We start from the raw sequence: 13,954 nt of genomic DNA, 5'->3' as shown, positions 1-13,954 counted from the left end.
TTGCTGCCATGAGAGACATCATTACGTTCGAGTGCACAGTGTGCAAGAACCACAACTACACCAGCATCAAGAACAAGAAGAATGACCCAGACAAAGTGCATGTGAACAAGTACTGTTCGCATTGCAGAAAGCATACGGAACACAAGGAGACAAAGTAACCGCAAGCCCCCAGGTAGGCCCGTAGTTCAACTGGTAGAGCATCGGTCTCCAAAACCGAGTGTTGGGGGTTCGAGCCCCTCCGGGCCTGCCACCTTCCTTTGAGGAGGAACATGTGAGTAATACAAAGACAATCAAGCCGGCAGGCATACGCTTCAAGAACTGGATTAGGTCAATATGGACAGAGATTCGGCACAGGGTTACGTGGCCGCGGCCTCGTGAACTCACGAAGTCCGGAGTGACCATCATCTCGTTCGTCGCATTCTGGGCCATCTATATAGGTGCTTGGGACTACTTGTTTGCAGCCGCCCTGAAGTGGCTCATCGAGTAGGTCTGGATGGCAGAACGTAACTGGTACCTCCTGCACACGTACTCTGGTGCGGAGGAAAAGGCCAGGAACAATCTGGAACAGAAGGTCAAGACGCTGGCTCTCACAGACCGCGTCTTTTCTGTGGTTCTTCCCGTAGACAACAAGGTGATCATCAAGAACGGGGAGCGGAAGGTCAAACAGGAGAAAGTCTACCCGGGATATCTCGTTGTCGAGATGATCATGGATGACGAGACTTGGAATGTGGTTACGCACACTCCCGGCATTCTGGGATTTGTTGGCAACTATGGAAAGCCCATCCCTCTTTCGGACGAAGAGGTTGAGCGGATTATCAAGAACAGGGTTTCGGAGGAAGAAGCGGTGGCAAAGCTTCACTTCGAGGTTGGCGACACTGTACAGATCATCGGTGGCCCGTTTGATGGAATGCAGGGTAAGGTCGAGAGTATCTCACCTGAGAAGGAAAAGACTCGCATCAGGCTCATGATGTTCGGGCGCGAAATGCCAGTCGAGATCGATTTCGGCTTTATCAAGAAGATCTGACAGATCTGAGTTTAGGGGGTACTATCCACTATGGCGAAGAAGATCGTAGGGTACGCGCGCGTACAGATTGAAGGAGGGAAGGCGACACCAGCACCGCCCGTTGGTCCAGCTCTTGGTCAGAAGGGCGTCAATATCATGGAGTTCTGCAAGCAGTTCAACGAGAGGACCAAGGACAAGGCTGGTCTGGTCATCCCTGCTGTTATAACGGTGTTCGAAGACAAGTCGTTCACCTTCATCACCAAGACTCCACCGGCATCGTCTCTTATCAAGAGGGCCATCAAGATCGAGTCGGGATCGGGTGAGCCGAACAAGAAAAAGGTTGGTCGCATCACAAAGGCTCAGTTGGCCGAGATCGCCAAGATCAAGATGGAAGATCTCAACACGGCTGACATCGAGGAAGCCATCAAGATCATCGCAGGCTCTGCTAAGAGCATGGGGGTCACGGTCGTCGAGTAACGGTTTCATAGCGCACGTGGGAGGAGTCTTCTCCACGTAACCACGGAGGTAACGCATGAGCAAGAAGGGAAAGAAGTATCAGGAAGTAGCAAAGCTTGTCGACCATGCCAAGATCTACACATTGGATGAAGCCGTCGAACTGCTCCCCAAATTGAGGACTGCCAAGTTCGATGAAACGGTCGAGGTCTGCATCAAGCTCAACGTCGATCCGAAGCAGGCTGACCAGAACGTTCGTGGCGTCGTGACACTTCCGGCTGGCACGGGCAAGACTGTCAGGGTTGCCGTGTTCACCAAGGGCGACAAGACCGCTGAGGCTCAGGAGGCCGGTGCCGACTTCGTAGGTGGCGAGGAACTCGTCGAGAAGATCAAGGGCGGCTGGCTGGACTTCGATGTTGCAATCGCAACCCCGGACATGATGGCGACGCTTGGAAAGGTAGCCCGCGTTCTGGGGCCACGTGGATTGATGCCCAACCCCAAGGCTGGCACAGTGACGCTGGAAGTAGGGAAAGCTGTTCGCGAGTTCAAGGCTGGTAAGATCGAGTTCCGCGTCGACAAGGTCGGTACGATTCACTGTCCTGTTGGCAAGTCGAGCTTCACTCCTGCAGCCATCAAGGAGAACTTCATGTCTCTTTTTGAAGCGATCCAGAGAGCTCGCCCTTCATCGGTCAAGGGAACTTATTTAGGCAAGACCTATATGGCGCTCACCATGAGCCCCGCAATCCGATTGGACACGAGCAAACTTTAGAGTAGACTTCTACTACGACTAGTAGCCCAAGACAGCGAGCGGGGATCATCCCCTCAATCTTGCCCGCCGAGGCGTTTGCGCTTATTGACCATGTGCAATATGGCTCTCTGTCTTTGGCAGAGAGCTTTTCTTTTCTACGCAAGGAGGAGGTGAAACATGCTAACTAAGGATCAGAAGAAACAACTTGTGGACGACCTTGTCAAACAGGTAAAGCAGTCAGAGTCCATCGTGTTCGTGGGTTACGAGGGCCTGAAGGCGTCGTTCGTTGCGAACGAGCGCAAGAAGCTGACGAAGCAGGGTATTGAGTATGTCGTTGTCAAGAATACTCTCCTCGAGCGTGCCATGAAGGAGGTCGGTCTGACATTGCCGGAGTCTCTGTTCACGCAGATGACAGCCATCGGACTCGGCAAGACCGATCCATCCATTCTGGCAAAGGCTTTGTATAAGAAGCCGACCAACAAGCCTGGTGAACAGCGCTTCGTCATCAAGGGCGCAATCGTTGACGGGAACTTCTTCGACGAGCCGATGGTCGAGCGTCTCGCACTGTTGCCGACCAGGGACGAGCTCATCGCGCAGGTGTGCCGCGGCATGAACGGGCCCGTTACAGGGCTGGCCATGGCACTGAAGCAAACTGTAAGCAGTATTGCCTATGCACTTGACAAAGTCCGTGAGCAGAAGGCTCAGATCGCACCGCAAGCATAACATCATCCAATAGGAGGAATGACATGACCAAAGAAGAAATCCTTTCAGCTATCGAGAGTATGACCGTTCTTGACCTTGCTGATCTCGTTAAGATGATCGAAGAGAAGTTCGGTGTTTCGGCTGCTGCCCCAGTTGCTGTTGCTGTTGCTGCCCCAGCCGCCGTTGCCGAAGTCAAGACTGAGTTTGACGTTATCCTCAAGACCGTTGGCGAGAAGAAGATCGAGGTCATCAAGGTTGTCCGCGAGATCACCGGCCTCGGCCTCAAGGAGTCCAAGGATGTCGTCGATGGTGCTCCGAAGCCCGTCAAGGAGCACATTCCCGAGAAGGAAGCCAACGAAATCAAGGCCAAGCTCGAGGCTGCAGGCGCTACTGTCGAGGTTAAGTAGTCTCTATAGAATCTCGGCAACGAATGTCCGCACGGCGCTGGCGCGTCGCTGGACCTCAAGGGCAGCTGCTTCGGCAGCTGCCCTTTCTGCATATATGCCGAAAACAGCACTCCCTGAGCCGCTGAGACCGGCGAGAACGGCGCCACTTGCAAGGAGCCTACTGCGAATGCTCAGGAAACTGGCTGTGTTGTCGCCAAGAGTTGCCTCAAAGGAGTTCAGCCGGGAGGCCCCAGAGCCGGGCAACGGTTCAAGCTTCTGGATGGCTTCGAGAACGAATTCAAGCGAAACAGAAGGGTCCACGGTTGAAACCCCGTTGTCGGCCATAGCACTATCCAGCAGTCCATAAGCGTTTCTGGTATCCACGCGAAACCCTGGGAGAGCTATGCAGCACGTGAGATGGGGAAATGGTGGCAGCGGTTCTACTTGGTCTCCCGTACCGCGTACGATGCAGGGACCTGACTCGACAAAGAATGCAACATCTGAGCCGATCCGACAGGCGATAGCATGAAGCTGGCCCCTGTTGAAGGGGAACCCGTGCAACTGGTTGAGGAGGAGAAGCATCGTGCCCGCATCGCCGCTTCCTGCGCCCAGACCAGTCTGTTCGGGGATACGCTTGTCGAGGTGTACCGCTATCTGGAAGGATGGTCGGCCACGAACAGGGGGGCACGAATCGACGAATGCGTTCCATGCCTGCTGAACTGTGTTGGCAGGGACAAGGTCCGGCCTGTTGGACGAAAGGAGAAACCCTGGCGTCTCGGAAAGCGACGCGTCGACAATCAGGCGATCACCCAGCGCGATCGGAAGAAACAGAGATTCGAGTCCGTGCCGTGCCGCACCCTTCTCCTTCGGCAGCACGCGCAGCCAGGCGTTGATCTTGGTTCGTGTCTGAATTGTCAGACGCATTGCGTTTTCTCGATGGTCAATGTTCCTTGGGTGCTCATAATCTGAGTATAGTCATGACCGGACGAGATGCCACTTGCTGACAAGAGCAGCCGCGCGCGTTGGTTCGCGCTGGGACGAACCCGGAAACCAGACTGATAAGCCCTGCCACTGCGATACCGGCCGGAGACTGTCCGAGAGTGTTGGAGCGGAAATCAGGAAACGCGGTCCGAAAGAGGGAAACTGAGGGATTGACGTGGCTCTCCCAGTTTGATAGTATCATATTGGTATATTGCTCAACATTCGTCGATGTCCGGACAAGCTGGCCCTGAACCAGAATCAATTGACAAGAAGTGGCTGGCAGGCGTCGAAGCTGCGGTCTATCTGAGGTTTTAGAGTCAATCCCTGACTGGGATTTCGAAACACGGAGGCTAGGATATGCCAAGTTGGCTCTGGTGGATTGTTATCGGTATTGCGGCAGGTTGGATTGCGGGTCAAGTCATGAAAGGCAGCGGTTATGGCTTGCTCGGTGATTTGGTCATCGGTGCGATCGGCGGCTACATCGGCGGATACGTGTTCGGGTTGCTGAGAATTCCAAGCAGCGGATTGTGGGGAGCCCTGATTACGGCAGTGGTGGGCGCGATATTACTGATCGCCGTGGTGCGGGCCATAAGGGGCGGAAGGAGATAACCTGGCGAAAAGTCGTACAATCGCCTGCACCGGAACTGGCGCCTGATCCAACTTGCGACTGATACCTGCGGGAATCCCATGGGCTTTTATGTCGCACCACCGTCCATTCGGACGCGGATCTCGGCGAACTCGGCCTCGACAGCGATGAAAGCATCGATCATTGCAGGGTCAAAGTGCTGCCCGGAGCCGCCGCGGATAATCGAGCAGCTCTCCTCGTGCGTGAAGGCGTCTTTGTAGGGGCGTTTGGACCGCAAGGCGTCATAGACATCCGCCACGGCCATGATTCGGGCGGACAGGGGGATGTTCTCGCCCGACAGACCATCGGGGTAGCCGCTGCCATTCCACTTCTCATGGTGAGAGCGCGCAATGGCGACCCCCATGTTGAGAAAGACGTTCCTTGGATAGTTAGTGCGCGCGGTTTGCAGGGTCTTTGCCCCGATCAGGGTGTGGGTCTTCATGATCTCGAACTCCTCTGATGTGAGCTTGCCAGGCTTCAGGAGGATGTTGTCCGGGATGCCGACCTTGCCGATGTCGTGCAGGGGTGAAGCGTGGTAGATGGTCTCGATCCAGGTGTCGTCGATGCTGCCCGCATAGCTGGGATTGTCGCGCAGTCTCTTGGCCAGGACCCTGCAGAAGGTCTGCGTTCGCTCGATATGCTGACCCGTTTCGTCATCCCGAGCTTCTGCCAGCTTTGCCAATGCGACGATGGTGGCCAGTTGGGAGTCGGAGATCTCCCGGACTTTTTCCTTCACCAGTTCTTCCAAATGGAGATTGTGCTTCTCTAGTTCGAGCTGCAGACGTCGGAGGCGCAGGTGTGTCTCAACGCGGGCGTAGACTTCCTCGAACTGGAACGGTTTGGACACGTAGTCCACGCCACCCACGGAAAAGGCCTTAACCTTGTCCGTAACCTCGCTCAGGGCGCTGATGAAGAGCACGGGGATCTCCTTGAGCGCTTCGTCGGCCTTCAGGCGCTCGCATACCTCGAAACCGTTCATCTCCGGCATGTTGATGTCCAGGAGAATCAGATCGGGCTGTCTCTTGGCCGCAGCGCTCAACGCCATCGTGCCGCTGGGAAGAGCCAGCACCTGGTAGCCTTTAGCTTGAAGCGCGTCCTGTAGAAGCCTCAGATTGGCCGGGGTGTCGTCCACCACCATGATGGTTGTGCTTTCCTGCGTCTCATTCATCGCCGGCCCCTCCTTTCTCGAGCCATCGGAGAAGTTCCCCGTAGTCGTACCGGTCAGCCAGCGCCTGCAGTTCACGGGCCGTGACGCCGTCAATCTTCTCCACCTGTGCGATCAGCTCCGCCAGACGGGCCACGTCGCCTTCCGCCACGGCCTGCAGCATCGCCTGGATCAGCTCTCTCGGCAGCGCAGCCAGAGCTTCCTGGGTGAGGGGGTCCAGGTTCGGTTGCTCCGGTGTCCCAGTTGTCTCATCGGCAACGATGTAGTGCAGGCCGAGGGACGTCCCCAGCACCTCAAAGAGTTCTTCAGCCTTGAAGGGCTTGCGCAGGTAGGCATCCACGCTGGCCGCCATTACCTGTTGTCTGGCATCCTCAAAGGCGCTGGCGGTGACGGCGATGATGCGTGTGGCGTGGCCTGCGGCCGTTGACCTGAGCCGTCGGGTGGCCTCGTAGCCGTCCATGACCGGCATGCGCATATCCATGAGCACCGCATGGGGTGACCACTGCGCAACAGCCTCCAGGGCTTCGACGCCGTTGCTCGCCTCTGCAACCTCGAATCCCACGGGCCGGAGTAGTTCGCGCAACAGGGCACGGTTGGTTGCGACGTCGTCCACCACAAGGATTCTAGGTGGCACTGTGCCGGGGGCCAGACCGACGACGCGCCGTAACGCCGGTTTCTCCATCGCGGCAACAGCCTCGGTCGGCGCCACCGGGATCTCGACACGGAAGCAGCTGCCCTTGCCCACTTGGCTCGTGACCGTGAGCGTGCCGCCCATGAGCTCGGCGAACTTCCGACTGATGGCCAGTCCCAGCCCGGTGCCGCCGGCCTTCGCACCCGCCTTCCCCTGCCAAAACACGGTGAAAAGCATGCCTATTTCCTCATCAGAGATTCCCGGCCCGCTGTCTTCCACCTCGACCACCAGGCGCAGGGACTTGCCGCCTTCCCACTGTTCCTCGACCACCTCGGCGCCCGCCCGCAGGGCGATTCCACCCGCTTGCGTGAACTTGACTGCGTTTCCCAGCAGGTTGATGAGGACCTGCAGCAGCTTGCCCTCGTCGGCAATCACGTAACGCGGAACGCTTTCGCTCTTCTCCACAAGAAGCTGCAATCCCTTGGCGGTCGCGCGGGAGCGGAACATGTTCTCCAGGTCGTCCAGGAGGTCGTGCAGGCAGAAAGCGCTCTCGTTGAGGGTGGTCTGCCCGGCCTCGACCTTGGACATGTCCAGGATGTCGTTGATCAGCTGCAGCAGGTGCTCGCCGCTGCGGGTGATGGTCCGGGCGTACTCTGTGTGCCGGGGCGCAAGCGAAGGGTCGCGCTCCAGGAGCTGGGCAAACCCCAGGATGGCGTTCAGGGGCGTGCGGATTTCGTGACTCATGTTGGCCACAAATGCGCTCTTGGCCTGGTTGGCTTGTTCGGCCGCTTCGCGGGCGACATGCTCTTGCTCTGCCTGCTTGCGCTCGGTGATGTCGCGGATGTAGCAGCCCAGCCCCACGCGCCCACTCAGGAGGGGCACCGGGAACTTGATGGTCTGGTAGAGTCTCGCGCCCACAGTCTCCTCGGCGGTCACGCTTTTCCCCTTCTCCAAGGCCTCTTGATCGCTTGCCCGGCAGTGTTCGGCGGCCTCGTAGGGCATGAGGTCGAAGTCCGTGCGGCCAATGACGTTCTCTCCGGATTTGCCTAGGTAGGAGTCGTTCGCCCGGTTGCTCATGAGGTAGCGGAGGGACTCATCCTTCAGAAACACCAGGTCGGAGGTGGCGTCGATGAAGGTGCGGTAGCGCACCTCGCTTGCCCGCAGAGCCTCTTCCGCCCGCTTGCGCTCGGTGATGCCGATAAATGTAGCTATTGAACCTATTGTTACACCGTCCTTTACTATTGGATGCGACCAGTATTCAACTGGGATCGCAACACCATCCTTACGCCAAAACACCTCATCAGAAACATTGATTGGTTGATTGGTCTGATAAGCACAATACATTCTGCATTCACTTGATGGATATGGACTGCCATCGGCATGGGAATGATGAATGAGTTCGTGTATGTGTTTGCCAAGCACTTCATGGTCGTTCTGGTAACCGAGTATTTGTAAAAATGCTTGGTTTACGAAGGTGCAGTTGCCATTGAGGTCCACCCCATATGCACCTTCAGCCATCGAATTGAGCAGGCGATATAAATTCTCGCGAGAATCATGCAGCGCCTCCTCCGCACGCTTGCGCTCGGTGACATCGCGGGTTATCGCCAGCATTTGCGGGCGGCCGTCCTGCAGCTCGGGAAGCTGCACGGCGTGGCTGTCCAGCCAGCGGTGTGTGCCCTTCAACCCGACAATCTCAAACTCGAAGACCGCGCTCTTTCCGTCCAGCACACCGGCTGCGAAGGCGCGATAGGCTTCACGCTGCGCGGGAACCACAAACTCGGCGAGTTTGCCCCCCACAACCTGACCCAGGCTGTCCGCCTCGATCATGGCGAGCCCCGCAGCATTCATCTGCATGACCCGTCCTTCCGCGTCCACGATCTTCACGCACTCCGGTTCTGCCTCGATGATGGTGCGCAAACGCGCCTCGCTCGCGCGTAGCACCGCGGTCATGTCGTGCACCAGTGTGACCGCGTGCTTATAGGCGTCTACCTGTAGACGGGTGATGTAGAAGGCAAGCAGGCTTACGACAAACCCGGCGGCGAAGATGCCTCTCGGCGTCCATAGATCAATGGTGGCATCAAAAGATGGCGTGGACTGAAGTTCGAGTGTCCATTCGCGACCGTACACATCAAGGACTTCAATGCTGGAAAACGTGGGCTTGTCGTCCATACCTACGCCCCAGGGGTGGTTAGCACAGGAGTACAGTAGGTCTTCCGAAGTGAGCGTGGTGCTGTCGAATAGTTGAAACGTGATTTCGTCGGGTAGAGCAAGTCGCGGAAGGACCTGCGACATGAATTCGTTGAACAGGATTGGGAAGTACACATACCCTTCGAGCGCCGCCCTCCGCTCCTCGACGCTGTTGAGTGACATGCCGTGCGCATAGATGGGGACATACATCAGGAATGCCGCCTGCGCTTCGGCTCCGGTATCCTGGACCAGCTTGATCCTGCCCGAAATGCAGGTATTGCCGGTATCCCGCGCCCGCTCCATGGCGGCCCGCCGCACAGGCTCGGAGAACATGTCGTATCCAATGGCGCGCCGGTTGCGAGCGTCAAGCGGCTCCAGGAAGACGATGGCCGTGTACACGTCGCGCTCGCCTTCGGGCCAGACCGTGTAGTTGGGGAATCCCTCCGCCCTGACCCCCTGGATGTGCTGCTCCAGTTCCGATGGCTCGATGACCTTGGCAAACCCGAGCCCCACGACGCCGGGGAAGTACTTGGGGAGTTGCCGGTATTCGACCCACGCATGCCACGCATTCCTAGTCACATCTTCGCTACCGGCAAAGAGCCCGGCAGATCCACGGAGGATCATCTCGGCGTCATGAAGATGTTCGGCGGTGACCGTGACAATTCTATCGGCAAGGCTCTGGTATCTGAGTCGTTCGTTCCTCGTGTTGATTCTGCGCCAATTCCACCAGACCAGGATGGTTATGGAAAGGAGAAATACCACGGCTACATAGGGAAGGAGCTTTCTTAGCGTGGACGGTTGGCGCATCTTGTCGAAAGATCTCATGATGTCCGGGCCTCCTCTCTGGGGAAACCCCTCCAATGCAGCAAGAGAGCTGATGTCACGTTGTTCCATACGGCGCCGTCGCGGGACGATAGGCTCTTGGGGGCCATTTGCCTCCACCAATCCCCAACAAGGGGTGGCAGCGCCTTTTCGAGGAAGAGGGCACGCGGCCTGACCGCCTGGCGCAGAAGCTTCGAGGTAGTGGCCTGGAGATACAGATCATCGAATTGGCCTGTCATGTGCCTTCCCCAGTTCAGGACGCTTGAGGGGTCGATGTGTCTGCCGCCTTCCAGTTCACGAGCTGACCCATCCCGGTCTTCGCGAGCCTTCTGAAGAACCAAGGCCGCACATTCCAGCGGCAGGTGTGCTTTGTCATGTTGCCCTCGATGGCCCGGCCCTATCGCTGCGACAGGCCTCATGCTCCTGGTTCCGTGAGCAGCGTCTCTGACGCTGGCGGCTTCAAGCCTCGCGGAAACGAGAAGGCGCTTCAACTGGGCATAAGGCCTCTCCCTGAGAGGCGCTGCAGGATGTCGGCATGCATGGGGTGCTGGGGGACGCGTCTTCGCTCCAGAAGGTCCGTGTCTTTCAGAGAGACCCTCACGGCTGTGGAGTACAGGTCTCCGTCGAGAGGAGGCATAATGCCCCTCTGATCCTCCCGATGGAGGACGTCAACGGCGCCCGACATGGCCATCTCGTACTCGGAGTACAAGGCGTATCACCTCCTATCCAATCGAAACACAGCCAGTGCTTGTGTGCGACGAGCGTATCGCCGAACAATATCTGCGGATACTTTCAGCATTATGAAGCCGGAGCGCAGAATTTCAAGGTGCCGGGAATTCGTGGGCAGGGACAGACAATTGAGACACAGGCTCATGGAAATGGAAAAGACCCGGGTGTCCCGGGTCTCAGAATACCATATATGGCTCCCCGAGTAGGACTCGAACCTACAACCCCCGGATTAACAGTCCAGTGCTACCACCGTTGAGCTATCGGGGAACACAATAGTCATTGTAGTGTTGACAGCTCGTATGTCAAGATGTCGACTGTCAATCAGGTCTGAGAAGGCGACCGTCTTCGATTCGACGACGTGCGATGCCGGATGACATTGCCATCGTTGTGCATGTCCTCCTCGCTCATCCCATTCTCCTTGGCAATCATTTCCTTCAGCTTGCGCTTGGCTTTTGCTTCAATCTGGCGGATACGTTCGCGTGTGACCTGGAACATCGTGCCGACTTCTTCCAGTGTGTGCTCGTATTCACCCTGAAGGCCCTCTCTGTAGATGAGGATCTTCTTCTCCCGTTCCGGGAGCGTCTCGAGTATGCGTTCCAGCTGTTCTTTGTAGTACTTGTTGAAGGTTTCCTTCTCAGGAGAGGGACTCTTCTCGTCCTCGATGAAGTTCTCCAGACGACTCTCTTCCTCATCTCCGACGGTGTTTTCGAGAGACAGTGGCTGTTGTCCGAGACGCAGATACCGTATGATCTTCTTGACGGGGATGCCCATGGCGGTGGCGAGCTCTTCTTTGGTCGGCTCTCGCCCGTGTTCCTGAAGGAAGCCCTTCTTGAGCTTATCGATCTTGTTGAGGTTCTCGACCATGTGTACCGGAACCCGGATCAGGCGTGACTGGTCAGCCAGCGCACGCGTCATCGACTGCCGAATCCACCACGTGGCGTACGTGGAGAACCGGAATCCACGCTTGTAGTCGAACTTCTCGACGGCTCTGATCAGGCCGAGATTGCCCTCTTCGACCAGGTCAAGGAAGGATAGGCCCCGCCCCGTGTACTTCTTTGCGATACTGACCACCAGACGGAGGTTGGCCTCGATGAGCTGGCGCCTTGCCTCCATGTCGCCAGCCATGACGCTCTTGCCCAGTGACTTCTCCTGATCCGGTGTCAGCAGCGGCACGCGGCCGATATCGCTCAGATAGGATTGGATCGGGTTCTGCTCCTCCTGAGTCGTAACACGGATGATCGAGGGGATAGAAGGTGCTGCAATGGTCTTCTTGGCTGTGGACTTGACGAAACGGGGAGTACCGAACACGATTCCCTCGAAGTCCATCCGCTCATAGAAGACGTCGAGCTCTTCGACGGAGAGGTCGTGTTTCTCCAGCGCATTCATGACGGCCTCGTAGTCCAGGGCGCCCTCCCTACGGGCACTGTCCAGCAGCTTGACCAGCTCACGCTTCTTGGGGAGCAGCGGTTCTGTAGCAGGACCTTCTTCGTGTGAGCTTTCCTGTTCTTCTTCTAGATCCACGTTGGCTTCATGCCCTTCATCATCGATCGGCTTGTTCTCCTTCTTCGGGGCCCTGGCTTTGGGAACACGCCTGACGTGAGGAGCGGTCTCAGAAGTCTCGTCCACGGCAGCCGTCACCGGGCTCTTCTGGGACGGCTTGACGCGCTTGGTTTTGGGGGCTGCCTCGGGCAGGGCTACTGTCTCTGTCAGTTTCTTGTGTGGGATTCGCAAGGCCTTGGCCGGATGAGCCTCTTCCTGTACCTCGGTCTTGCGTGTGGTATTCTTCTCTGCCATCATCCACCCCTTTCATGGGCTACCGAGCCGTCTCCCGGTGTCACGGCAGACGACCTCGATCGCAGCCTGCTGGCTGCATCTTTCACTCCCTGATAACTCAATGTGTGTTCTTCGAGACTCCATCGACCAACCAGAGCCGCAGCCTCTGGCCCGAGCTGTGCAACCAGCGAGGGCACCAGAGCCTTTTCACCAGTGGTTTCGCGGCGCAGTACGCTGAGAATCTCCTGGCAAGCTTCATCCTGCAACGACAGTCCGTCGAGGAGTGGCGAGAGCTCGGAAAGCCTGTCGAGATTGTGGATCAGGCCATGGACAACTTCCTGCTCAAGCACGGAGCGCGTGCTTTGGAGAGACCCTCCTGTGGGAATTCTCGAGTGTCCCAGGCTTGTGCGCGGTAGTCTCCACGGATCAGTGACCGCAGGCTGTTCGACGCCCCCCCGGCCCTTGTGGTAGATTGCAAGAACCTCTTCCTCACGAACATCGACCCGACGCGCAATCTGGGTAAGAAGCTGAGTTCTGAGCAGTGAGTCCTGCATGCCGTCCACGGACTCCATCATTTCCTGCACAAATGCCCTTCGACCGCTTGGCGAGCTCATGTTCTTTCCCACGACGGCAGCATCGAGCAGAAAATCGCCCACGGATATCGCCTGGTCAAGGGCGACCTGGTACTGACCCTTTCCCCCAGGTTCGCGCAGCAGCTCATCTGGGTCCTTTGCCCCCTCGACCCTGACCACGGCTACGTCCAGCCCGGTTCGGTCAGCGATGGAGAGTGCAAGTCGAGCGGCACGCTGGCCGGCTTCGTCACTGTCGAAATTGAGCAGAACGCGAGAGGCGCTCCGTTTCAGAAGGGTGCCCTGTTCCTCGGTGAATGCCGTGCCAAGCGAGGCAACGGTATTGGTGAAGCCTGCGGCGTGGAGAGCGATAGCGTCCATGTATCCCTCTACGACGACAGCCGTCCCGGTTTCACGTATGGACGGCTCAGCCAGAGGGAGCGCGTAAAGCGTCTTTCTCTTGGCGAACAGCGGAGTCTCGGGGCTGTTTGTGTACTTGGGCATCGACCCGTCGATGGCCCGTCCGCCAAATGCGATGATATTGCCAATGCTGTCCCAGATTGGGAACATCAGTCGGTGGGCAAATGGCGAGAACGAATGTCCTTCATGCCGTTGTACGATGCCGGTACGTGCGAGGCTATCCTCGTCAATCCCGTGTTCTGAACACCACTTGACGAGGCTGTCTGTGTTGCGGGGACAGTAGCCCAGAGAGAAATGCTTCACCGTCTCAGAACTAAGGCCGCGACTTCTGACATACTCCTGGCACTCTCCTGCCTGAGGGCTCTGTAACGCAGCAGCGAACGCGGTCGCGACGAGCTTCAGCGTTTGCAGGAGTTCCTGACGCTCCCGCGACGCTGCTGTGGACATATGCCATGGCGGCAGCTCGACATGGAACTCTTTGGACACGATCTCGATTGCTTCTGGAAGTGACACGTTGTGCACCTTGCGCACAAACGTCAGCATGTCTCCGGATGCCTTGCAGCCAAAGCAGTAGAACATGTTCTTGTCGGGACTGACCGTGAATGACGGCGTCTTCTCATGGTGAAAAGGGCAGAGGGCCACATAGTTGCGACCCTGTTTGCGCAGTTTGACGTAGTGGCCTATGACATCAAGGATGCCGATCTTGGTGCTTATCTCTGCGATGTACTCTTTGTATTCCATGTGTGGGTGGCTACCACCT

The 13,954-nt window shown here is 57.3% G+C and carries 14 protein-coding genes and 2 tRNA genes; 9 read left to right on the top strand and 7 right to left on the bottom strand.

Annotation, left to right across the window (positions count from 1 at the left end):
• Positions 1 to 8 precede the first annotated feature (8 nt).
• From rpmG to C0398_06840, 8 genes are all read left to right on the top strand, one after another.
• Positions 9 to 158 (top strand): 50S ribosomal protein L33, encoded by a 150-nt coding sequence (gene rpmG / locus C0398_06875; protein ID MBA4365702.1) that lies wholly within the window; start codon positions 9 to 11, stop codon positions 156 to 158.
• A 16-nt stretch (positions 159 to 174) separates the two neighbouring features.
• Positions 175 to 250: transfer RNA gene (locus C0398_06870), tRNA-Trp, on the top strand.
• The gene (gene secE, locus C0398_06865) at positions 218 to 487 is read left to right on the top strand and encodes a preprotein translocase subunit SecE (protein MBA4365701.1); all 270 of its coding nucleotides are present in this window, start codon (positions 218 to 220) and stop codon (positions 485 to 487) included. The genes C0398_06870 and secE overlap by 33 nt, the downstream gene beginning before the upstream one ends.
• Before the next feature lie 6 nt (positions 488 to 493).
• Complete coding sequence (gene nusG / locus C0398_06860; protein MBA4365700.1) at positions 494 to 1,024, top strand: transcription termination/antitermination factor NusG; 531 nt, start codon at positions 494 to 496, stop codon at positions 1,022 to 1,024.
• Positions 1,025 to 1,054: 30 nt separating this feature from the next.
• On the top strand, positions 1,055 to 1,480 hold the full coding sequence (rplK, locus tag C0398_06855; GenBank protein MBA4365699.1) for a 50S ribosomal protein L11: 426 nt from the start codon (positions 1,055 to 1,057) through the stop codon (positions 1,478 to 1,480).
• A 55-nt stretch (positions 1,481 to 1,535) separates the two neighbouring features.
• A complete protein-coding gene (locus tag C0398_06850; GenBank protein MBA4365698.1) occupies positions 1,536 to 2,225 on the top strand; it encodes a 50S ribosomal protein L1 in 690 nt (229 codons plus the stop codon).
• Positions 2,226 to 2,381: 156 nt separating this feature from the next.
• A complete protein-coding gene (rplJ, locus tag C0398_06845; protein MBA4365697.1) occupies positions 2,382 to 2,927 on the top strand; it encodes a 50S ribosomal protein L10 in 546 nt (181 codons plus the stop codon).
• A gap of 23 nt (positions 2,928 to 2,950) precedes the next feature.
• Positions 2,951 to 3,313, top strand: coding sequence for a 50S ribosomal protein L7/L12 (locus C0398_06840; GenBank protein MBA4365696.1), 363 nt, complete (start codon positions 2,951 to 2,953; stop codon positions 3,311 to 3,313).
• A gap of 3 nt (positions 3,314 to 3,316) precedes the next feature.
• Here C0398_06840 and C0398_06835 read toward each other — a convergent pair whose 3' ends face one another.
• Entirely contained in the window at positions 3,317 to 4,216 is a 900-nt protein-coding gene (locus C0398_06835; protein ID MBA4365695.1) for a hypothetical protein, read from the bottom strand.
• Between the two features lie 414 nt (positions 4,217 to 4,630).
• On the opposite strand from C0398_06835, the gene C0398_06830 reads away from it, so the two are divergent.
• The gene (locus tag C0398_06830; GenBank protein ID MBA4365694.1) at positions 4,631 to 4,882 is read left to right on the top strand and encodes a GlsB/YeaQ/YmgE family stress response membrane protein; all 252 of its coding nucleotides are present in this window, start codon (positions 4,631 to 4,633) and stop codon (positions 4,880 to 4,882) included.
• A gap of 86 nt (positions 4,883 to 4,968) precedes the next feature.
• Here C0398_06830 and C0398_06825 read toward each other — a convergent pair whose 3' ends face one another.
• The 6 genes from C0398_06825 to dnaG all read right to left on the bottom strand — a co-directional run bounded on the left by C0398_06825 (position 4,969) and on the right by dnaG (position 13,935).
• A complete protein-coding gene (locus C0398_06825) occupies positions 4,969 to 6,066 on the bottom strand; it encodes a two-component system response regulator (protein ID MBA4365693.1) in 1,098 nt (365 codons plus the stop codon).
• Positions 6,059 to 9,775 (bottom strand): hypothetical protein, encoded by a 3,717-nt coding sequence (locus tag C0398_06820; protein ID MBA4365692.1) that lies wholly within the window; start codon positions 9,773 to 9,775, stop codon positions 6,059 to 6,061. The genes C0398_06825 and C0398_06820 overlap by 8 nt, the downstream gene beginning before the upstream one ends.
• A gap of 415 nt (positions 9,776 to 10,190) precedes the next feature.
• On the bottom strand, positions 10,191 to 10,412 hold the full coding sequence (locus C0398_06815) for a hypothetical protein (GenBank protein MBA4365691.1): 222 nt from the start codon (positions 10,410 to 10,412) through the stop codon (positions 10,191 to 10,193).
• Positions 10,413 to 10,623: 211 nt separating this feature from the next.
• Positions 10,624 to 10,699, bottom strand: a tRNA-Asn gene (locus tag C0398_06810).
• 54 nt (positions 10,700 to 10,753) lie between these two features.
• Positions 10,754 to 11,818 (bottom strand): RNA polymerase sigma factor RpoD, encoded by a 1,065-nt coding sequence (locus tag C0398_06805; protein MBA4365690.1) that lies wholly within the window; start codon positions 11,816 to 11,818, stop codon positions 10,754 to 10,756.
• 407 nt (positions 11,819 to 12,225) lie between these two features.
• Positions 12,226 to 13,935, bottom strand: a complete 1,710-nt coding sequence (gene dnaG / locus C0398_06800) for a DNA primase (GenBank protein MBA4365689.1) — start codon at positions 13,933 to 13,935, stop codon at positions 12,226 to 12,228.
• Positions 13,936 to 13,954: the final 19 nt, after the last annotated feature.

The sequence above is a fragment of the Coprothermobacter sp. genome (assembly GCA_013824685.1).
In the GTDB taxonomy this organism is placed as follows: domain Bacteria; phylum Caldisericota; class Caldisericia; order Cryosericales; family Cryosericaceae; genus Cryosericum.
This window is presented reverse-complemented; position numbering and strand designations above follow the sequence as displayed.